23 protein-coding genes are annotated in these 19,055 nt (G+C 64.6%); 5 read left to right on the forward strand and 18 right to left on the reverse strand.

Annotated features, from left to right (window positions below; genetic code table 11):
- Window position 1: 1 nt before the first annotated feature.
- From IM701_RS13170 to IM701_RS13185, 5 genes are all read right to left on the reverse strand, one after another.
- Window positions 2-580 carry a VOC family protein gene (locus tag IM701_RS13170; protein ID WP_230487700.1) on the reverse strand — a complete coding sequence of 193 codons (579 nt, stop codon included), beginning with the start codon at window positions 578-580 and terminating at the stop codon, window positions 2-4.
- Entirely contained in the window at window positions 499-795 is a 297-nt protein-coding gene (locus tag IM701_RS21920) for a hypothetical protein (RefSeq protein WP_230487701.1), read from the reverse strand. Before IM701_RS21920 ends, IM701_RS13170 begins: the two co-directional genes overlap by 82 nt.
- A complete protein-coding gene (locus tag IM701_RS13175) occupies window positions 792-1,157 on the reverse strand; it encodes a DUF1428 domain-containing protein (RefSeq protein WP_193827183.1) in 366 nt (121 codons plus the stop codon). Before IM701_RS13175 ends, IM701_RS21920 begins: the two co-directional genes overlap by 4 nt.
- Window positions 1,158-1,163: 6 nt before the next feature.
- A complete protein-coding gene (locus IM701_RS13180) occupies window positions 1,164-1,769 on the reverse strand; it encodes a TetR/AcrR family transcriptional regulator (protein WP_230487702.1) in 606 nt (201 codons plus the stop codon).
- A gap of 126 nt (window positions 1,770-1,895) precedes the next feature.
- Entirely contained in the window at window positions 1,896-2,543 is a 648-nt protein-coding gene (locus IM701_RS13185) for a glutathione S-transferase family protein (protein WP_193827185.1), read from the reverse strand.
- A gap of 79 nt (window positions 2,544-2,622) precedes the next feature.
- On the opposite strand from IM701_RS13185, the gene IM701_RS13190 reads away from it, so the two are divergent.
- On the forward strand, window positions 2,623-3,603 hold the full coding sequence (locus IM701_RS13190) for an AAA family ATPase (RefSeq protein WP_039331597.1): 981 nt from the start codon (window positions 2,623-2,625) through the stop codon (window positions 3,601-3,603).
- Between the two features lie 23 nt (window positions 3,604-3,626).
- Here the strand turns inward: IM701_RS13190 and IM701_RS13195 are convergent, their stop codons facing one another.
- The 4 genes from IM701_RS13195 to fmt form a co-directional block, all read right to left on the reverse strand.
- Window positions 3,627-5,999 (reverse strand): bifunctional diguanylate cyclase/phosphodiesterase, encoded by a 2,373-nt coding sequence (locus tag IM701_RS13195; protein WP_193827186.1) that lies wholly within the window; start codon window positions 5,997-5,999, stop codon window positions 3,627-3,629.
- Between the two features lie 116 nt (window positions 6,000-6,115).
- Window positions 6,116-7,225, reverse strand: coding sequence for a zinc-binding dehydrogenase (locus tag IM701_RS13200; RefSeq protein WP_193827187.1), 1,110 nt, complete (start codon window positions 7,223-7,225; stop codon window positions 6,116-6,118).
- A 3-nt stretch (window positions 7,226-7,228) separates the two neighbouring features.
- Window positions 7,229-7,981, reverse strand: coding sequence for a tRNA pseudouridine(38-40) synthase TruA (gene truA / locus IM701_RS13205; protein WP_062346585.1), 753 nt, complete (start codon window positions 7,979-7,981; stop codon window positions 7,229-7,231).
- Window positions 7,978-8,883, reverse strand: coding sequence for a methionyl-tRNA formyltransferase (gene fmt, locus IM701_RS13210; protein ID WP_193827188.1), 906 nt, complete (start codon window positions 8,881-8,883; stop codon window positions 7,978-7,980). The genes truA and fmt overlap by 4 nt, the downstream gene beginning before the upstream one ends.
- 52 nt (window positions 8,884-8,935) lie before the next feature.
- On the opposite strand from fmt, the gene recR reads away from it, so the two are divergent.
- Together recR and def are read left to right on the forward strand one after the other, a co-directional pair.
- Complete coding sequence (gene recR, locus IM701_RS13215) at window positions 8,936-9,532, forward strand: recombination mediator RecR (RefSeq protein ID WP_193827189.1); 597 nt, start codon at window positions 8,936-8,938, stop codon at window positions 9,530-9,532.
- 65 nt (window positions 9,533-9,597) lie between these two features.
- The gene (gene def, locus IM701_RS13220; RefSeq protein ID WP_062346579.1) at window positions 9,598-10,164 is read left to right on the forward strand and encodes a peptide deformylase; all 567 of its coding nucleotides are present in this window, start codon (window positions 9,598-9,600) and stop codon (window positions 10,162-10,164) included.
- A 15-nt stretch (window positions 10,165-10,179) separates the two neighbouring features.
- On the opposite strand, the gene IM701_RS13225 is transcribed toward def, so the two are convergent.
- Window positions 10,180-10,590, reverse strand: a complete 411-nt coding sequence (locus IM701_RS13225; protein WP_193827190.1) for a four-helix bundle copper-binding protein — start codon at window positions 10,588-10,590, stop codon at window positions 10,180-10,182.
- A gap of 148 nt (window positions 10,591-10,738) precedes the next feature.
- Here IM701_RS13225 and rmuC point away from each other — a divergent pair, with 148 nt between their 5' ends.
- Together rmuC and IM701_RS13235 are read left to right on the forward strand one after the other, a co-directional pair.
- A complete protein-coding gene (gene rmuC / locus IM701_RS13230; RefSeq protein WP_193827191.1) occupies window positions 10,739-12,253 on the forward strand; it encodes a DNA recombination protein RmuC in 1,515 nt (504 codons plus the stop codon).
- Between the two features lie 146 nt (window positions 12,254-12,399).
- Window positions 12,400-13,023, forward strand: coding sequence for a hypothetical protein (locus IM701_RS13235; protein ID WP_193827192.1), 624 nt, complete (start codon window positions 12,400-12,402; stop codon window positions 13,021-13,023).
- On the opposite strand, the gene IM701_RS13240 is transcribed toward IM701_RS13235, so the two are convergent.
- From IM701_RS13240 to IM701_RS13275, 8 genes are all read right to left on the reverse strand, one after another.
- Window positions 13,024-13,428, reverse strand: coding sequence for an META domain-containing protein (locus tag IM701_RS13240; protein ID WP_193827193.1), 405 nt, complete (start codon window positions 13,426-13,428; stop codon window positions 13,024-13,026). It abuts the gene before it with no gap.
- A 55-nt stretch (window positions 13,429-13,483) separates the two neighbouring features.
- Window positions 13,484-14,287: an RNA methyltransferase gene (locus tag IM701_RS13245; RefSeq protein WP_193827194.1), complete on the reverse strand. Its 804-nt coding sequence runs from the start codon at window positions 14,285-14,287 to the stop codon at window positions 13,484-13,486.
- A 38-nt stretch (window positions 14,288-14,325) separates the two neighbouring features.
- Entirely contained in the window at window positions 14,326-14,622 is a 297-nt protein-coding gene (locus IM701_RS13250; protein ID WP_039331581.1) for an HPr family phosphocarrier protein, read from the reverse strand.
- 1 nt (window position 14,623) lies between these two features.
- A complete protein-coding gene (locus IM701_RS13255) occupies window positions 14,624-15,028 on the reverse strand; it encodes a PTS sugar transporter subunit IIA (protein WP_039331580.1) in 405 nt (134 codons plus the stop codon).
- Window positions 15,029-15,179: 151 nt separating this feature from the next.
- Window positions 15,180-16,112: an RNase adapter RapZ gene (rapZ, locus tag IM701_RS13260; protein WP_193827195.1), complete on the reverse strand. Its 933-nt coding sequence runs from the start codon at window positions 16,110-16,112 to the stop codon at window positions 15,180-15,182.
- Window positions 16,113-16,175: 63 nt separating this feature from the next.
- On the reverse strand, window positions 16,176-16,601 hold the full coding sequence (locus IM701_RS13265) for an HPr kinase/phosphorylase (protein ID WP_193827196.1): 426 nt from the start codon (window positions 16,599-16,601) through the stop codon (window positions 16,176-16,178).
- Window positions 16,598-18,187: a stimulus-sensing domain-containing protein gene (locus tag IM701_RS13270; protein WP_193827197.1), complete on the reverse strand. Its 1,590-nt coding sequence runs from the start codon at window positions 18,185-18,187 to the stop codon at window positions 16,598-16,600. Before IM701_RS13270 ends, IM701_RS13265 begins: the two co-directional genes overlap by 4 nt.
- Entirely contained in the window at window positions 18,174-18,929 is a 756-nt protein-coding gene (locus tag IM701_RS13275) for a response regulator transcription factor (RefSeq protein ID WP_193827198.1), read from the reverse strand. Before IM701_RS13275 ends, IM701_RS13270 begins: the two co-directional genes overlap by 14 nt.
- Window positions 18,930-19,055 lie beyond the last annotated feature (126 nt).

Below are 19,055 nucleotides of genomic sequence, written 5' to 3' on the forward strand. Positions count from 1 at the left end.
TTCATTCTCCCCTGGGACCGACCACGCCAAACTGCGCACCCTGCGGGTCCTGCGCGATGACGACCCAATCGCCGCCAGGCACTTGATGCGGCTCGGTCAGGATCGTGCCGCCGGCCCGGACAATGGCGTCGCGGGCCTGCAGGGCAGACGGAACGCCGAAGTAGACCTGCCAGCCCGGCGTGCGCCCGCCAACAAGCGGCATGATGCCACCCAGCGCCTGGGCGCCAAAGTCGATGAAGGCGTATTCGCCCAGTTCACCCATCGGCATCACGTTGTTGAACTCAAAGCCGAAATGCCGGCCGTAGAAAGCCTTGGCGCCAGCGGGATCGGGCGTGGCCAGATCGTGCCAGCGCACATGCTGCACGCCATCGGCCTTGAACGCGTCGCTTTGGGCGCCCGGTTGGTTTGCGGGCGGGCGCGGCTGCATCAGGTAGAACGGCACGCCTTGCGGGTCGGTGACCATGGCAAAGCTGCCCTCGTCAATATCGGTCCGGGGCATCAGCGCACGGCCGCCATCGGCCTCGATCGCCGATAGCGCTGTGTCGATATCGGCGACGGCAAGATAGGGCACCCACGCCACGCCGGATGCGCTCCGCCCTGTCGCATGGCCTCGCTCAATTGCAGCACCCCGCCATTGCCGCCGCCATCGCTGCGCAGGATCATGCGATAGTCGATCGGCGATTGCGGATCGGGCGTGCTGAAGCTCCAGCCCACCACAGCGCCATAGAACTCCGCAGCGCCATCGGCATCGCCGGTCATCAGCTCGTACCAGCAAAACGGAACGGGGCGGCTCATGCCCCCTGCCCCAAATCGAGCAGCGTGGCGAAGCCACCGGTAATCATCCGCGCCCCGTCGAACGGCATGTCCATCGGCTCGCCGCTTTCGGACATGAGCTTCTCCATCGCGGCGTGGGCCGCATCACGGGTTTGCCGGTCAGGCCATTCCGCCCAGCTGAACACGATTGTCTCGTCGTTCGTGGCTTCGGTGGCGCGGTGGAAATCCGTGCGCTTGCCGTGGGGCACGTCATCTCCCCACGCCTCGACCACCCGCAAGGCTCCGTGCTCGACCAGCATGGAGTCGAACTTGCGGGCGACTGCCTCGTATCTTTCCCGATTGGCGGTCGGTACCGCCAGCACGAACCCGTCTACATAGGACATGGGCCTTTACTCCTCTCCGATATCCCTCCCGAACAACATCGCGAAGTAGCGTCTCAGGTGCGCCAGTTGCTCTCGCGCCAATTCCGCGGCAGCGTCTTCCGGCTGCGTCTTGGCCAGGACGAACGCGCCCTGGATCACTGCCTGGACATGCCGCGCAAGGCTGGCCCCTGTCGTGCCTGTTACGCCGCACTGTGCCACCGCTGCGTCAAGATCCGCCTCGAGCGCCCTTGCATTTGCCATGATGCTGGCTTCGGCCGCGACGCGAATTGCCGCGCTCGACCGAAACGCCTCCTGCACCAAGGTCCCGGCCACGCACGAGAAGGCCTCGGGCGGCCCGCCAATCAACGCGATCCGCAGATCGATGTAGCCCAGCACCCGATCGACCGGGTCGGGCAGAGCGTGAAAGGGCGCCTCGGCGAAGAACCCGCCAGTGCTCGCCGACCAGTACTCCGCTGCCGCCACCCCAAGCGCTTCCTTGGACGCGAAATGGTGAAAGAACGCACCCTTCGTCACCCCGGCCTCGGCGCAAAGCTGATCGACCGAGGTGCCAGCAAAGCCGTTCGATCGGATCAGCTTCACCGCCGCTTCGAGCAGCTTGTCCTTCGCGGTCACTGCCGGAGGTCGAAAGGATCGATTCGGGATCACCCAAGAAGACATACCAACCAGTTGGTATGTCGCAAGCGCAAAGCGATGAAGCGTTTCCGGGAGGACGCAGCACGCCCTCCCGGCCCCTTGATGTCACATGGCCATGATGCGCTGCGCTATCGGCTCTTCCTGCGCCGCCACGGCGGCCCACGCCGGACGCGCAGCGACACGGGCATACCACGCCGCCGTCTTGGGCCGCGCGGCTGCGTCGACACCGTGGCCGACATAGGCCAGCGTGCGGAACATCGAGGCGACGGCAATGTCGCCTAGGCTGAAGCTCTCGCCCAGCAGCCAGCCCTCATCAGGCACAGCCGTTTCCAGCCAATCCAGCCAGCGCGGCAGTTCCGCCTCGCCTTGCAGGGCAATCGCCTCGTCGCCACCGGTCTTGATCAGCTTCGGGCCGACGAGACGGTTGAACAGGATCTTCAGGCCGGACGCGCCCAGCACGGTGTCGGCGAACTCGTCCCAGAACACTGCCTTGCCCCGCAGCCTGGCTTCATCCGGGATCAGCCGCGGCTCGGGATATTGTGCATCAAGATACACCGCGATCGCGGTCGAATCGGCGAGTTGAAAGCCGTCGTCGTCGATCGCCGGGATCTTGCCCAAGGGGCTGCAGGCAAGGAACTCAGGATCGCTGCTGCCCGGCCCGCCCCGAGCGAGTTCGAAGGAAATGCCCTTTTCCGTAAGGACAACCGCCACCTTTCGCACGAACGGCGAAAGCATCGCGCCGTAGAGCTTCATCGAAATTCTCCCATTCTAACGGACAGGTTCCGTGAAACCTTATTGCAGCGCCGCCCCCGCCCGTATAGGCGAGGCAGCGATGAGCGAACTTCCGAACAGCCACGCGACGACGCTGCTCGCCGCGCCCGACACCGAAATCGATGTCCGCGAGACCTTCGGCATCGACATCGACATGAAGGTCCCCGCGTTCAGCCGCGCCGATGAGCGCGTGCCCGATCGCGATGAAACCTACGTGTTCGATCCGGACACCACGCTGGCGATCCTTGCGGGCTTTGCCTACAACCGCCGCGTGATGGTGCAGGGCTATCACGGCACCGGCAAGTCGACTCACATCGAACAGGTTGCAGCCCGCCTCAACTGGCCGTGCATCCGCATCAACCTCGATGCGCACATCAGCCGCATCGACCTCGTCGGCCGCGATGCCATCGTGCTGCGCGATGGCCTTCAGGTCACCGAATTTCGAGAAGGCCTGCTGCCTTGGGCGCTGCAGACGCCCACCGCGCTTGTCTTCGACGAGTATGACGCCGGCCGGCCGGACGTGATGTTCGTGATCCAGCGCGTACTCGAAACCGAAGGCAAGCTCACGCTGCTCGACCAGAACCGCGTGATCCGCCCGAACAAGCATTTCCGCCTGTTTGCCACGGCCAACACGGTGGGCCTTGGCGACACTTCGGGCCTCTATCACGGCACTCAGGCGATCAACCAGGGGCAGATGGACCGCTGGAACCTCGTCGTCGCGCTGAACTATCTGCCCGATGCGACCGAGGTGGAGATCGTCAGCAAGAAGGTGCCCGATCTCAATCCGCAGGTCGTGGCCGACATGGTGCGCGTTGCGAACCTGACCCGTCAGGGCTTCATCAACGGCGATATCTCGACCGTGATGAGCCCGCGCACGGTGATCAGCTGGGCGCAGAACAGCCAGATCTTCAACGATGTCGGCTTTTCGTTCCGCCTCTCGTTCCTCAACAAGTGCGACGAGACCGAGCGCGTGCTGGTGGCCGAATATTACCAGCGCGTCTTCGGCAAGGACCTCCCCGAAAGCGTTGCCCACCGCGGCTGAAGCGGGTGACGGCTGCGGCGGGCTCAGGCCCGCCGGGCCTCCTGATCCACCCGGCAATCCTCAAGCTTCAGCTCCGGCAGCCTCGGCATCGCGTCAGCGGCCTCAAGCTTTTGCCGAGCAAACTGGCGGCTGATCGGCAGGTCTTCCGCGGGTATCGCCTTGCTGATCAGATAGCCTTGCACCTGCTCGCACCCCAGCGCCCGCAGGCTCGCAAGCTGCTCCTCGGATTCCACGCCCTCGGCAATGGTCTGCATGTTCAGCTTGCTGGCCAGATCCAGCACTGCCTCGATGATCGCACTGCTTTCACTGCCTGCGTTGAGTTCACTGATGAAGCAGCGGTCAATCTTGATCTTGTCGAACGGGAAACTGCGCAAATAGTTCAGCGATGAATAGCCCGTCCCGAAGTCATCGAGCGCGATGCGCACGCCGAGTGCGTGCAGACGTTCCAGTTGCTGCAGATGATCGTCACACTCCTGCATCAGCATCGTTTCGGTAATCTCGAGCTCCAGTCGGTGCGGATCAAAGCCGCTCGCCGAAAGTGCAGCGATCACCTGTTTGAGCAGAGTGAAGTCCGCCATCTGTGCGGGTGAAACGTTGACCGCCACGGTCATGTCCGAAGGCCAGGTGGCCGCCTCTGCCAGCGCCTCGCGCAGAACCCATTCGCCAAGGGCCACGATGAGGCCGGTGTGCTCGGCAATGGGTATGAACACGTCTGGCGGGATCAAGCCCCGTTCAGGGTGCCGCCAGCGCAGCAGTGCTTCGAACCCGGCAATGCGGTCGCTCGCGAGCTCATGCAAAGGCTGGTAGTGAAGCTCGAACTCGCCATTGGCCAATGCGCTGCGCAAATCCAGCTCAAGCCGGCCGCGCTCCTGCTTCAGCTCCTCCATCGCCGGGTCGTAAACGATAGCTGACCCTCGGCCACGTGACTTGGCCTCGTAAAGCGCAAGGTCCGCGCTGCGCAGCAGAGTCTCGGATGTAGCCCCGTGTTCGGGCGCAATCGCGATGCCGATGCTCGCTCCGATCCGCACCGTCCGGCGTTCGATCTCCATTGGCTGGCTGATCGCCTCGACTATCGCGCGGCCAACCTCGCGCAGATCGTCCACGGTATCGAAATCGTCGACGATGCAGGCGAACTCGTCCCCGCCCAAGCGGGCAACGAAGCCTTGTCCTCCCAGCGCCGACTTGATCCGCCATGCCGCCTCGACCAGCACGCTGTCGCCAAACTGATGGCCGAGCGTATCGTTGACCGCCTTGAAGTGATCGAGATCGACGTAAAATACGGCGAAAGGATTGTTTGCAACGGCGCCGTCAAGCGCCGCCTCCAGCCTCGCCTGGAAGTTATGCCGGTTGGGCAGGGCGGTCAGGCTGTCATGGTCCGCCAGGAACCTCACCTGGCTTTCGGCAGTGTAGCGATCAGTCACATCCCGAACGAACAAACGGAAGCCGCTATGACGAAGCTCCTCGTAAAGCGGATTGCCCGTAACCGACCACCAATGCAGGTCCCCCTCGATAACGATCGGGACTACCATGTCATGGAACGGCTTCAGCTTACGTGCCGCCTCACGCAATGCCTCGGTCTCCGGTCCTGCAACAAGCAGGTTGACCAGCTTCACGCCTTCCAGATCGGCCGGATCGCGCCCCAGGGCCGTGCACAATCGTTCGGACGGCAGCGCGACATTCCCGCTGGCGTCGGTCTCAAGCATCCAGTCGCTGGCATGGGTCTCGTACGCAGTGAGCAGGCCCTGTATCGTCTCGCCCGCTGCCTTCAGCCGGCGCGTCCGCAGGATACGCGTAGCGAACATGTAGTGCAGGTTGAACAGCATCACGTGCAGGGCGATCAGCTGCAGGCCCATGACAGGCACGATCAGTTCCCCGCGCAAGTCGGACCGGAACAGCAGCGCCAAGGTCATCAGCCCCAGCGAGATCGTCTGGGAAATGATCCCCGCCACCGGGATCGTGAACTGCAAAAGAAGTTCAAGTTGGGCCAGCACCAGAACGTAGATGATCAGCGCCCCGATCCGCTCGCTCGGCACGGCGATGATGCAGCAGGCGGTAAACGCGGCAAGGAATATGGCCCTCAGCCAGATGCCCTTGGCCCATATCTCGACCATCTCCGATGGCTTGTACTGCCCGCTGCTTTCCTTTCGGCGCAGTTCGGTCAGGCCGACGCGCATCTGGGCCAGCAGCAGCACGGCACCGACATAGAAATGCCAGGTCAGGCCGGGCGCGCATATCGCCAGCATCAGCGCCATGCGCAGCGCCTCGAACAGGTTGCCGCTCAGGGAATTGATGTATTCGAGCTTGCGCCGGGCGAACCATTCGACCTCACCAGGTTCAATATCATAGTGCAACAGATGCAGCAGCGAGCCTGGCCGCTCGAGCAGCCAGAGCTTCAACCTTTCCAGCCTTCCACTGCTCGCGGTCCCGTCCATCCCTGCCGGATAGGACAACACGTGTTCAGGATTGCTGGTGCACCAGTTATGTAGGCTTACGCAGTCGGACGTTTACCGCGTCACGGCGTGATCAGGTATTTCTCGCCAGTGCGCCGCGCATTGTATTCCAGCGCGGCCTCCTTCGTAAGCGCCTGATCCAACGTGACGCGCGCCTTGTAGCTGCTCGCAAATGTCGTGGTAAGTTCTGCCATCACGCGGCGGCGCATCTTTTCGACGACTTCGGCACCCAGCTTGCCCATCCATGGCGTCAGCAGCCAGCCGGAGACATCCCACGAAAATCCGAAGTTGCGGGTCAGCACCGTCGGCGAAAGATCGAGCGCGCCGTAGATGAAAGCGTGCTTGGGGCTGTTCGAGCCATAACGGCTGTAAGCCGCACCCGAATTGGCCACCTGCTCCATCACCGTCAGAATCTGGCTGACCAGCTTGCCACCGCCGATTGCATCGAATGCCATCGTCGCCTTGGTCGCGCCGATCGCGGCAGCGAGGTCGTCAAGGAACGTTGCCTTCGAACTGTCGACGACATGCTCGGCACCGATCCCTTTCAGGATCGCCACCTGCGCATCGTTGCGCACGATGTTGACCAGTGGAATGCCGTCAGCCTGGCAGATCTTCACCAGCATCTGCCCCAGGTTCGAAGCTGCGGCCGTATGCACCAAAGCGTTGTGCCCAAGGTGGCGCATCGTTTCGGTGAAGCTCAAGGCGGTCAGCGGATTGACGAAGGCCGAAGCGCCCTGCTCCGCCGTCACGCCCTCAGGAAGTTCAAGGCACATCGCCGCATCGGCCACGGCCAGCGTCGCATACATGCCGCCGGGGAAGCAGGTCACGCGCTTGCCGAGCAGTGATTGCGCTTCCGGAGCATCGCCGGCTGCGACGACCGTCCCCGCACCTTCGTTGCCCACAGGCATGGCTGCGCCGTGGCGCGCGGCCATCGCGCGGACGGCAGGATCGGGCATCTTCGCCACAATCCTGCCGGGCGAGAACTCCGCCTTTTCGATATCTGCCGGACCGAACAGCAGGCCGAGGTCCGAGGGATTGATCGGCGTCGCTTCCACGCGGATAACCACCTGCCGCCCCTCGGGCGCAGGCAGGGTAAAGTCTTCAAGGCTGACGGTCAGGGTGCCGTCGGGATCGAGCTGCGAGACAATGCGCTGGCCTTGAAGATCGGTCATTTTTCACTCTCCGGGATATGTTGCGGAGACGAAGTATAGACCTTCGGCAGGCGCGTTAAGTCCTAATTTGCTACGGTCTTTTGCTGCCAGCGCTTCGGCCACCTGGCCGACCGGCCACTGCCCCTGCCCCACCAGCGCAAGGCACCCCACCATCGAGCGCACCTGATGGTGCAGGAAGCTGCGCGCCGCTGCCTCGATGATCACCCGGTCGCCCTCGCGCCGCACGTCCAGCCGGTCGAGCGTCTTCAACGGGCTGGCCGACTGGCAGTGCACCGAACGGAACGTGGTGAAATCGTGATGGCCCACCAGCGCCTGCGCCGCGGCGTGCATCGCCGCAGCGTCAAGCGGCTTGGCGATACGCCAGGCCCGCCCCAGTTCCAGCGTAAGCGGCGCGCGGCGATTGATGATGCGATATTCGTACGACCTGCCGATGCAAGAGAAGCGCGCATGCCAGTCGTCGGCCACGTGGCTGCAATCGAGCACCGCGATCGGATGCTCCGCCAGGCGCAGCCGCGCATTGAGTGCTTCCATCATGCGAAACGGATCGAACGCGCGCGAAAGATCGAAATGCGCTCGCATCCCCAGCGCATGAACCCCGGTATCTGTCCGCCCTGCGGCGTTGAGCACCACGGCCTCGCCCGTAACGGATTCGACCGCCTCTTCCACCGCCTGCTGCACGCTCGGCCCGTGCGACTGGCGCTGGAAGCCCATATAGGGCCCGCCGTTCCATTCGAGAGTCAGCGCAAACCGCATCAGCCGAGCGGGGTCCCCGCCGCAATCGCCCGCCCGCGCAGAAGCGATGCCGCATCCATGGCCGGACGCCCCGCCCTCTGGATCAACACAGGCCGGATCGCGCCCCAACCGCAGGCGATGGTGAGCCTGTCATCAAGCGTCACGCCAGCCTCACCCTGCGCATCAGCGACTTCAGCCGCCAGTATGCGATACCGCTCGCCCTCAAGCTCGAAGAACGCTCCGGGCACCGGCGCAAACGCCCGTACCTGCCGTTCCACCGCCACCGCATCGCGCGTGAAATCCAGCCGGCTCTCCGCCTTGTCGATCTTGTGGGCGTAAGTCACGCCCGCCTCGGGCTGCACCACGGCCGGATAGGCAGCCAGATCAGTGAGCACCTGCACCATCAGCGCGGCGCCCTTCGCGGCCAGCTCCGCAGTCAGTTCGCCCGCAGTCTTGCCATCGACCGGCGTCTCAACCTCGGCCAGCATCGGCCCGGTATCCAGTCCGCGCTCCATCTGCATGATGGTCACGCCGGTCATTTCGTCACCTGCAAGGATCGCCCGCTGCACAGGCGCCGCCCCCCGCCAGCGCGGCAGGATCGAGCCGTGGACGTTGAGGCAGCCCAGGCGCGGCGCGTCCAGCACCGCCTGCGGCAGGATCAGGCCATAGGCCGCCACGACCGCGACATCGGCCCCCAGCGCGGCCAGTGCCGCTTGCTCATCGGCCCCTTTCAATGAAGCCGGCGTGCGCACCTCGATCCCATGCGCCTCCGCCGCCAGATGCACCGGCGACGGCTGGAGCTTCTTGCCCCGCCCCGCCGGCCGCGGCGGCTGGCTGTAGACGGCAACCACCTCGTGCCCAGCAGCGACCAGCGCTTCCAGCGTCGGCACCGCGAAATCGGGCGTGCCCATGAAGATGATGCGCATAAGCTGTCTGCAAGGCCTTCCGTTTGTCGGCTCCGGCCCTATCTGTGCTGCCATGGCATCGCAAGAGATCGAGGCACTTTCCGGCGCATTGGCGCGCCTCCCCGGGCTCGGCCCCCGCTCGGCCCGCCGCGCCGTGCTGTGGCTGATCAAACGGCGCGAAACCGCGCTGCCCCAGTTGCTCAACGCGCTGACCCAGGTGCAGGAACTGCTGGTCGAATGCGAGGTCTGCGGCAATGTCGATACCGCCAACCCCTGCGGCATCTGCACCGATCCCCGCCGTGACCAGCGCTCCATTTGCGTGGTCGAGGAAGTCGCCGACCTCTGGGCGCTGGACCGCGCCCGCCTGTTCACCGGCAAGTACCACGTGCTCGGCGGCAGGCTATCGGCCTTGGAAGGCGTGCGCCCCGAAGACCTGACCATCGGCCAGCTGCTCGACCGCGTGGGCCACGGCGGCATCGACGAAGTCGTCCTCGCCATGAACGCCACGCTCGAAGGCCAGACCACCGCCCATTACATCGCCGAGCGGTTCGAAGACGCCCCCGTGCGCGTCACGCAACTGGCGCACGGCCTGCCGGTCGGCGGCGAGCTTGACTACCTCGACGAAGGTACCTTGGCGCAAGCGTTGCGGGCAAGAAGGCCGGTCGGCTGACAGTCGATCACACTGATCGAAACGCTGTTCTTGCGACTCCCGCCCACATTCCTTATCTGCCCCCCATGGCCATCCGTGAAATCATCGAAGTCCCCGACCCGCGCCTCAAGCAGGTCTCCGTCCCCGTCGAAAAGTTCGACGACGAGCTCAAGACGCTGGTCGAAGACATGTTCGAGACGATGTACGATGCCCCCGGCATCGGCCTCGCCGCGATCCAGGTGGGCGTGCCACTGCGCGTGCTGGTCATCGACCTTCAGCCCGATGATCCCGATGCCGAACCCGTCGCCTGCGACCACGATGGCCACCACCATCACCACCAGCCGACCAAGAAGGAACCGCGGGTCTTCATCAACCCCGAGATCCTCGACCCATCTGAAGAGCACAGCCTCTATCAGGAAGGCTGCCTCTCCGTGCCCGAGATCTACGCCGAGGTCGAGCGCCCTGCCCGCATCCGCGCGCGCTGGCAGGACCTCGACGGAAACACGCACGAGGAGGAAATGGACGGCCTGATGGCCACCTGCCTCCAGCACGAGATGGATCATCTCGAAGGCGTGCTGTTCATAGACCACCTTTCGCGCCTCAAGCGCAACATGGCGCTGAAAAAGCTGGAAAAGCTGCGCAAGGCGGCGTGACCTGATGAGGCCGCGTTACGCGGCCTCATGCACCTCACGATCCAGATCTTCGAGTGCCCGGCGGCAATCGTCGGCGCATTCACGGCACATCTGCGCGCAGCGGCGGCAATGGGCGTGGTCATGCTTCGCGCACTCCGCCTCGCAAATCTCGCAGGCCTTGATGCACACGGCAAGCTGCGCCCGGATCAGCTCGCGGTTGGATCCCGTGCGGCGCATGGCAAGGCTGCTCGTGGCGGCGCAGACATCAGAGCAATCCAGGCAGGTGCGGATGCACTGATCCATGTCCATCGCTTCGGCGAGACAGGCATCTGCGCACGAATTGCAGATCGCGGAGCAATACATCGCATGCTTCACTGCCAACCCCAGCGTGGCGTTGTAGTTGTCACCCACCTGCGGGTGTTCCGAAATCATCTTCTCGATCGACATGGGCGCTCTCCTTCGTTCGCAAGGGCTTAGCGGGTCGCGCTCCTTTCCGTTCCGCGCCCCGTCCTGCCTGTGGAACACGCCGGCTGAATCGGTTGCGCCAATTGGCGCGTCACGGTAGGTTCCCATTTCGTTCCTGTTGGAGAATTCCGTGGAATCTGCCCTTTTCGTCATCGTAGCGCTTGTGATCGGGCTTGGTATCGGCTGGTTCCTCGGCTCCCGCCCTGCTGCCGAGTGGCGCGCCCGCCATGACAGCCGCGATGCCGAGGCCAAGGCCCACGAAGGCACGGTCAAGGCGATGACGGTCGACCTCGCTGCCACGGTGGAGCGCGCCAAGGCACTGGAATCCGGCCTTGCCGAACTGCAGGATGTTCGCCGCCAGCGCGATGAACTGGCCCCTGCTCTCGCCGCCGCCCGCCAGCGCGCTGCCGATGCAGATCAGGTCCGCGCCGAACTTGCTCAGGTCCGGGCCGAGCGCGAATCATTGCGCGCCGAGCTTGAGCGCATGAAGGCCGATGCCGAGAACTTCGCCGAACAGAAGCGCCTGCTGATCGAGGCGCAGGAGGCCCTGCGCAAGGAGTTCGAGAATGCTGGCAACAAGGTGCTGGAAAAGGCGCAGGAAGCCTTTCTCAACCGTGCTCATGCCCGTTTCGAGGAAAGCGAGAAGACCAGCGCCGAACGCCTCAAGTCCCTGCTCGCCCCTGTAGACCAGCGGCTGCGCAGTTATGAGGAACAGGTGCAGAGCCTCGAAAAGCAGCGCGTGGACTCGTTTGGCCAGCTGACCGGTCTGATCCAGTCGATGCGCGATGGGCAGGAAGCAGTGCGTGCCGCAGCCGCCCAACTCGGCAACTCGCTGCGCAATGGCCCGAAAACTCGCGGGCGCTGGGGCGAACTGCAGTTGCGCAACGTGCTGGAACAATGCGGCCTGTCCGAACACACCGATTTCATCACGGAACATTCGGTCGATACCGACGAAGGCCGCCTGCGCCCGGATGCCATCGTCCGCGTTCCCGGAAACAAGCTGCTGGTGATCGACGCCAAGGTTTCGCTCAATGCCTATCAGGATGCCTTCGAGGCGGAGGACGACGATACGCGGAAGATCGCGTTGAACGCCCACGTCCAGTCGATGCGCAACCACATCCAGACACTGGGCGCCAAGTCCTATCAGTCGCAGTTCGAAGAGGCGCCGGACTACGTGCTGATGTTCGTCCCCGGCGAACACTTCATTGCCGCCGCGCTGGAGCGTGACCCCTCGCTATGGGATTTCGCCTTCGAACGGCGCGTTCTGCTGGCCAGCCCGACCAACCTCGTCGCCATTGCCCGCACCGTGGCCCAAGTCTGGCGGCAGGACGGCCTGGCCCGCGAAGCGCGCGAGATCGGCAAGATGGGCGGCGAGCTTTACGATCGCCTTGCCGTCGCCGCCGAACACCTCAAGCGCGTCGGCAACGGGCTGGACAGTGCAGTGAGCAACTACAACAAGTTCGTCGGCAGCTTCGAACGCAACGTGCTGTCGGCTGGTCGCCGCCTGAAGGACAAGCACATCGAGATCGGCAAGCGCGAGCTTGAGGAAGTGCCTCTTGTCGAAGCCGCCCCGCGCTATGCCGAGGCAGAACCGGTGCCGCTCGCAGCGATTGCCAACGACGATGGAGACGTCGCTGCGGAATGACACAGAGGCTCGCCCGGCTCCTTTTCGCCACTGCCGCACTGGCGGCTCTGGCCGGGTGCGGGAGCGGGAGCGAGCCTCAAGCGTCGCCAAGCGCTAGTGAACCCTATCCGGCCCCGCCAGCGCCCCCGCCGGCCTCCGAGCCCGTGGTGGAGCCCGAACCTGAAGCAAGCCAGTCTGCCACCCCTGCGCCTGCTACGGTGCAGGAAGCCCGCTACGCGCCGCGGGACGAATGCCTGAAGCAGCCAGGCTGGCCCGCGTTTCACAAGGCCTTGGTGGCCGCGATCCTGAAACGGGACGCGCAAGCGATGTCCAAGCTCGCGGCACCCGATATCGCGCTGGACTATGGGGGCGGCAACGGGCCTGCCGAACTGGTCAAGCGTCTCAACGATCCCGAGACGAAACTGTGGCATGAACTCGAAGCGATGTTGCCGCTGGGCTGCGCCGTGCAGGGCGGGCTGGCCGCCATGCCATGGGTCTTCTGGAACGTGCCGGAAGACATCGACAGTTACAGCGCGATGCTGGTGCTCGGCGACGACACGCCCATGCGGGATAAACCGGGCGGCAAACCCTTGGCGCCAGCAGGCTGGAGCATTGTCGGCATAGATCCGATGGACTTCGACAGTGAAGCCAGAGCGATCCGCGTCACCACGCATGACGGAACCAAAGGCTACATCGAAACGGCCAAGCTGCGCAGCCTGCTCGACTATCGCCTGAGTGCCGAACCCAAGCAGGGTCAGTGGCAGATCACCGCCTTCATCGCCGGGGATTGATCAGCCGGTCGTCAGCTCCAGGTCGAGCGCATGTCCGCCGGACACCAACCGCATCGTCCGTCCGCGGCGCTCGATCTCGGGTGCGGCAGATAGCAATGCGTTGACCGCCTCCTCCTGTTGCCACACCGGACCCTCGCAGAACATCCGCGTCGCCATGAGCGGGCCAGCGACCAACCTCTGCCCATCGACGCGATAGTCGCCGCCGATGCCGTTGCAGCCGACGCTTGCGCTCAGCCGCCCGTCCTCGAACTTCAAGGTGGCCTTCTCGGGCGCAACCGGCGCGGCCCCATCCACGCGCAGGATCGTCCAAGCCGTACCGGCCAGCCCCGCACTACCCGAAGGCGCAGTGGCGCAACCCGCCAGGAGCGAGGCCGAAACCGCGAGAAAGGCGAGAATCGAGCGCATGAGGCTACCCATGCTCCCGCGCGACTGAGCGTGCGATTAACCGGTTGGTACGTGGTTATTCAGGCAGGCTGGCAAGTACTTCGTAGGCCAGCACAGCCCCTGCCACCGCCGCGTTCAGGCTGTCCGCGCGCCCCTTCATCGGCATGGTCACGCGCAAGTCGCAGGCCATCTCGTAATCTTCAGGCAGCCCACGCGATTCGTTGCCGACCATCACGAAGCATGGGCTGGCATAGGCCGCACCACGATAGGGCACCGCCTCGCGCAAGGATGCCGCCACGAGTTGCCCCTTGCCCTGCCGCAACCAGGCGATGAACTCGTCCCACCGGGCCTGCGCCAGCCGCTCGGTAAAGATCGCGCCCATGCTCGCCCGCACGGCTTCGACCGAGAACGGATCCACGCAATCGTCGATCAGGATCAGCCCGCCTGCCCCCACCGCGTCCGCCGTGCGCAGCATCGTGCCAAGATTGCCGGGATCTCGCATGGCGTGCGCAACCAGCCAGATCGGCGCGGCATTGCGATCGATCAGATCGATCGAAGTGTCCCACTCGGCAAACACCCCCGCAACTGCCTGCGGATTTTCCTTGCCGGTCACCTTGGCCAGGATGTCCAGCGGCAGCTCGATCACATCGCCGCCGGCGCGGGCGACATCCGCCTCAAGCTCGTCAAGCAGAGGGTGCCCTTCGCGCCCTTGCGCCATGAGCAGGATTTCCGGCAGTCGCCCCCCCTCACGCGCATCGGTCAGCAGGCGCAGCCCCTCGGCCAGGAACTTGCGCTCGCGCCGCCGGTGCTTCTTCTCGCGCAGGGAGCGGACGAACTTTACCGTCGGGTTGGAATAGCCGGTGATGATCTTGCGCGTCATGGCATCCCCATGCGCGACTGAGCGGGTCGCAGCAACCGTTAGTCTTCGCCGAAGCCGTCCTTGATCAGGCCGGTCAGCTTCATCAGGATCGCGTCTGCCTCGCCTTCAGGGCCAGCTACGCTCACATCCACCGTATCGCCCTTCGCCGCGCCCAGCATCATCAACCCCAGGATGGAAGCCCCGGCGGCATCGGTGCCGTCCTTGGCCACGGTCACCTCGAACCCGGCAGGCAGCTTGGCCACCGCGTTGACGAACTTGGCGCTGGCCCGTGCATGGAGACCGCGCTGGTTGACGATCGTTACTGTCTCCCGGGTGACGTAACCCTGTTCAGCCATCTCATGCATCCTGCCCTAAGAATTCCGAAGCGATCGTTATGTAATTCCGCCCCGCATCGCGCGCGGCGGCTGTCGCTTCCTTTACACCCATGCAATTGCGCGCCTTTGCGAGGCGGATCAGCATGGGCAGGTTGATCCCGGCAATCACTTCGACGCGCCCCGCCTGCATCAGCGAGATCGCAAGATTCGAGGGCGTTCCACCGAACAGGTCGGTCAGGATGATCACGCCTTCGCCGCTATCGACGCGCCGAATCGCGTCGGCGATCTCCTTGCGGCGCTTCTCCATGTCATCGTTGGGACCGATGCACACGCCGATCACGTCGCTTTGCCGGCCGACGACATGCTCCATCGCATGGATGAACTCGTCGGCGAGAGCGCCGTGGGTAACCAGAATAAGACCGATCATGAAAGGGGCAGGCTCCGAAGTGCGGCCGGGCAATCTGCACTGCTGGCGATGAACGCGAGCTTGGCAGGATTGCAGGGCGCGCAAGACGACTGGGAATCAAAACGCATGGCTTCCAGTGCTGCCCCGCCCATCCTTGTTATCCCCCGCTGTCTCAAGCTTTCCGACCTTCAAGCAGATCGGCCGCGCGCGACGCGAGGTTGCGATGCAGCAATGTGGGTGAAAATCCTTCCGCGCGCAAGGCTGAAGCGATCTGCTCGGCCATGAACACCGAGCGATGCTTGCCGCCGGTACAGCCAAATGCCACGTGGACATATGCCTTGCCCTGTTGGCGATAGCGCGGAAGCAGCAGCAGCAGCAGATCGCGAATCCGTTGGAAAGCCTCGGCAAAAGCAGGGTCCTGCCGGATAAAGTCCCCCACCGCCGGGTCCTGCCCGGTCTGCGGCCGCAGTTCGTCCACCCAGTGCGGGTTGGCAAGAAACCGCATGTCGAACACCAGATCAGCGAGCGGCGGCGTGCCCCGCGAAAAGCCGAAGCTGCTGATCGTCAGCGTCGGTGCAGAGGCGGTCACATCGCCGAACTGGTCGCGAATCGCCTGCTGCAGGTCGTTCGAGGTGAAGCTGGTGGTCGAGATCACCACATCGGCCCAGCGTCGCAGCGGCTCGAGCAGTTCGCGCTCGGCCATGATCCCGGTCGAGGCCGGCTTGTCCTCGCTCATCGGGTGGCGGCGGCGGGTTTCGTTGTAGCGCCGCTCGAGTTCAGCCCCGCCACAATCGAGGAACAGGGTGGTGACTTCGATGTCCTTCCGCTGCGAGAGCTTCTTGACCAGTTGGATCGTCCTGGCCGGATCGAACCCCCGCGTGCGGGTATCGAAGCCGATCGCCATGGGCGCGCCCGATTCCATCCGCGCCGATCCCGGTTCGGTTTCGAGCAGGCGATCGAGCAGGCGGATCGGGAAGTTGTCGATCGCCTCCCAGCCCAGATCCTCCAGCGTGCGCAGCGCGGTCGTCTTCCCCGCGCCGAGCAAGCCGGTGACGAGGAGAATGCGCTGAGGGCCGGAGCCTGGAGAGCTTGAGTCTTGCGCCATCGGAAGCCCGCTTTGCGCCTTTGCCGCACGCTTGGAAAGTCCGCAAAATGGACCTGTCCCCAATCAGGAAAACGTCAACCCATAGCGGGCAAGCGCCAGCTCCGCGCGCAGCGGCAGCACCGGCGACTCCGGCCAGAGTGCCACGCAAGGAATTCTTATCCCTTCCATTTCATACGCTTGCGCCTGCTCGATGAACCGCGGTGCGGTGCTGTCCAGTTGCACGAGCAATGCAGCGGGGACCGGCGCCGAGACGGGAAAATCAAGAATACCAAGGTTGCGCACTTCCAGCTTGCCGACCGTATTGGGATGTGCGGCAACGATCAGGTGCCCCTCCTTAGCTTCCACCATCACCCCATCGTCGCCGACCAGCACTGCCCCGCGATCGATCAGCGCCAGTGCGAGACTCGACTTGCCCGTCCCCGGCGCTCCAGCGATCAGCAGGCCCCTCCCGCCAATCGCCACGCAGGTCAGTTGCACTGCCCGGCTCACTCCGCTTCCTCCTCGACCGCGAGGGGAATGCTCAGCAGGAAGTAGGCCCCGGCCTTGCCATCGGGCCGATCATGGATCGTCAGCGTCCCGTCATGCGCCTCGGCAATCGTTCGCGCGATGGCAAGGCCAAGGCCGCTGTGCGCGCCGAACGCCTCTTCGGCCGGCCGCACCGAATGGAACCGTTCGAACACCTTGTCCCGTTCCGCCATGGGCACGCCCGGGCCCTGATCGCTTACCGCAATATGCGCCCAGTCCCCGTCCCCCCAGACCTTGACGTCGACGCAGCCACCCGTCGGCGAGAACGAGACCGCGTTGTCGAGCAGGTTCTCCAGCACGCGCTCCAGCCGCGCGGCGTCGCCCGGCACGGTCGTCTCGCCGTCCAGCCGCACCATCCTGATCGGCACGGTGGCGCTGGCCCGCACATCGCGCGCGCCCACCACCTGAGAGGCCAGCAAGGCGAGGTCCACCGCGACAAAGGTCGCGCGGCTCAGCTCCGCATCGATCCGGCTCGCGTCCGCAATCTCGGTAATCAGGCGGTCGATCCGCTGCACATCATGCGCGGCAATGTCCGAAAGCTGGCGGCGCAGTGCCGGTTCCTCAACCCGTTCCATCGTCTCGAGCGCGCTGGAAAGCGAGGCGAGCGGGTTCTTGAGCTCGTGTGCAACGTCGGCGGCAAAGCTTTCCACGGCGTCGATCCGCTGGCGCAAGGCCGTGGTCATGTCCGAAACCGCGCGCGCCAGAAGGCCGATCTCGTCGCCACGATCGGGCAGGCGCGGCACCACCACCTCGCGCTCGCGCCCGAGCCGCACGCGCACGGCCGCTCGCACCAGCGCCCGCAATGGCTGGACGATGGTGCGTGCGAGAAACAGCGAGAGCTGGACCGACAGCAGCAGCGCGATGCCGATGATGATCACCAGCGTCTGGCGGGCATCACGCACCGATTGCGTCACGTCGAGCGCATTGCGCAAGGTCAGCAGCACCTCGCCCTTGTCACCCACCGGGGTCGCCGCCGTGATCACGGGGGTGCGGTCGGGGGCATAGCGCAGGTACACTTCCGTCCGCCCCGACTGCCGCGCCGCCTGGATCTCGGGCCAGCTCCCGGCCGGCCGCTCGGAGGTATCGCTGTAACGCTCCACCGTCGGCGCGTTGACGATGAAGTCCACGCCCCGGTCCAGCAGTCGCGCCGCCTTCTGGTACCAGGGCTCGGTCTCGGGATTGATCAGCGCGAAGGATGGGGGCGCCAGAGCGAAGCTGTCGGCCAGCAACTGGCTTTCAGGATCGTAGAGCCGCAAGCGCAACACCTGATCCGTGCCGATCCGCGCCAGCAATTCCTTGCGCTGCGCCATCTTCGCCCCGTCCAGAGCATCGGCGGCGATCTCCGCCTCGGCCCGGGCCAGCTTGAACCGCTCCTCGATCAGCTGGGTCCGATAGCTGTCGAGATAGAAGAACCCGCCCGCAAGCAGCGCCAGGGCAATGACGTTGACGAACAGGATACGGGTGGTCAGCGAGACGCCGCGGATGCGCCACAGCGTCCGCAGGCGCCGCCGACGCAAACCCGGCTGAAAATTGCCGTCAGTCTTCGGCAAAACTGTAACCGGCGCCGTAGAGCGTCTCGATCGCCCCGAACTCGCCGTCCACCGCGCGGAACTTGCGCCTCAGGCGCTTGATATGGCTGTCGATCGTGCGGTCGTCGACGAACACATCGTCGTGATAGGCCGCATCCATGAGCTGGTTGCGCGTCTTCACCACGCCCGGCCTGATTGCCAGCGCTTCAAGGATCAGGAACTCGGTCACCGTAAGCGAAACGGGCTCACCCTCCCAGGTCACCGCATGGCGCGCCGGATCCATGACCAGTCGCCCGCGACGGATCGGCTCGGGCAAGGGTTCGCTGTCCGCCTCCTGTTCGGCCGCCTCGCGCCGCACGATTTCGCTGCGCCGCAAAATCGCTTTAATCCGGGCTACGAGCAATCGCTGGCTGAACGGTTTGGCGATATAATCGTCGGCCCCCATCGACAGGCCGAGCGCTTCGTCGGCCTCGTCGTCCTTGCTCGTCAGGAAGATGACAGGCAGATCGCTCTTCTCGCGAAGGCGGCGCAGCAACTCCAGCCCGTCCATGCGTGGCATCTTGATGTCGCACACCGCCAGATCCGGCGGATTGTCGAGCAGCGCCTTCAAGGCCGCGTCACCATCATTGTAGAGCCGCGTTGCGAAGCCCTCGGTCTGCAGTGCGATCGAAACAGTTGTCAGGATATTGCGGTCGTCGTCCACAAGCGCGATCGTGCGCGGCAGGTCTGCACTTTCGGCGCGAGGCGGTTGCGGCGTGGGCATGGTTTCGAGCGATACCGGGCGTAAGCAAAGCTTGCAACTTCAAGCGCAAATGCCGCTGCACTGCAGCATTCCCAGTTGCATGGAACGCAACCTGATGCGCAAAAAAACTTCGTTGCCGCGTGTCAT

Source organism: Novosphingobium sp. ES2-1, from assembly GCF_015169775.1.
Taxonomy (GTDB): Bacteria; Pseudomonadota; Alphaproteobacteria; order Sphingomonadales; family Sphingomonadaceae; genus Novosphingobium; species Novosphingobium subterraneum.

Bases quoted from the DNA above. Each gene is read 5' to 3' on its own strand.
- IM701_RS21920 (WP_230487701.1), bottom strand. From the start codon at position 795: ATGAGCCGCCCCGTTCCGTTTTGCTGGTACGAGCTGATGACCGGCGAT.
- IM701_RS13175 (WP_193827183.1), bottom strand. From the start codon at position 1,157: ATGTCCTATGTAGACGGGTTCGTGCTGGCGGTACCGACCGCCAATCGG.
- IM701_RS13185 (WP_193827185.1), bottom strand. From the start codon at position 2,543: ATGAAGCTCTACGGCGCGATGCTTTCGCCGTTCGTGCGAAAGGTGGCG.
- IM701_RS13190 (WP_039331597.1), top strand. From the start codon at position 2,623: ATGAGCGAACTTCCGAACAGCCACGCGACGACGCTGCTCGCCGCGCCC.
- IM701_RS13200 (WP_193827187.1), bottom strand. From the start codon at position 7,225: ATGACCGATCTTCAAGGCCAGCGCATTGTCTCGCAGCTCGATCCCGAC.
- fmt (WP_193827188.1), bottom strand. From the start codon at position 8,883: ATGCGCATCATCTTCATGGGCACGCCCGATTTCGCGGTGCCGACGCTG.
- recR (WP_193827189.1), top strand. From the start codon at position 8,936: ATGGCATCGCAAGAGATCGAGGCACTTTCCGGCGCATTGGCGCGCCTC.
- def (WP_062346579.1), top strand. From the start codon at position 9,598: ATGGCCATCCGTGAAATCATCGAAGTCCCCGACCCGCGCCTCAAGCAG.
- IM701_RS13225 (WP_193827190.1), bottom strand. From the start codon at position 10,590: ATGTCGATCGAGAAGATGATTTCGGAACACCCGCAGGTGGGTGACAAC.
- IM701_RS13240 (WP_193827193.1), bottom strand. From the start codon at position 13,428: ATGCGCTCGATTCTCGCCTTTCTCGCGGTTTCGGCCTCGCTCCTGGCG.
- IM701_RS13245 (WP_193827194.1), bottom strand. From the start codon at position 14,287: ATGACGCGCAAGATCATCACCGGCTATTCCAACCCGACGGTAAAGTTC.
- IM701_RS13250 (WP_039331581.1), bottom strand. From the start codon at position 14,622: ATGGCTGAACAGGGTTACGTCACCCGGGAGACAGTAACGATCGTCAAC.
- IM701_RS13255 (WP_039331580.1), bottom strand. From the start codon at position 15,028: ATGATCGGTCTTATTCTGGTTACCCACGGCGCTCTCGCCGACGAGTTC.
- rapZ (WP_193827195.1), bottom strand. From the start codon at position 16,112: ATGGCGCAAGACTCAAGCTCTCCAGGCTCCGGCCCTCAGCGCATTCTC.
- IM701_RS13275 (WP_193827198.1), bottom strand. From the start codon at position 18,929: ATGCCCACGCCGCAACCGCCTCGCGCCGAAAGTGCAGACCTGCCGCGC.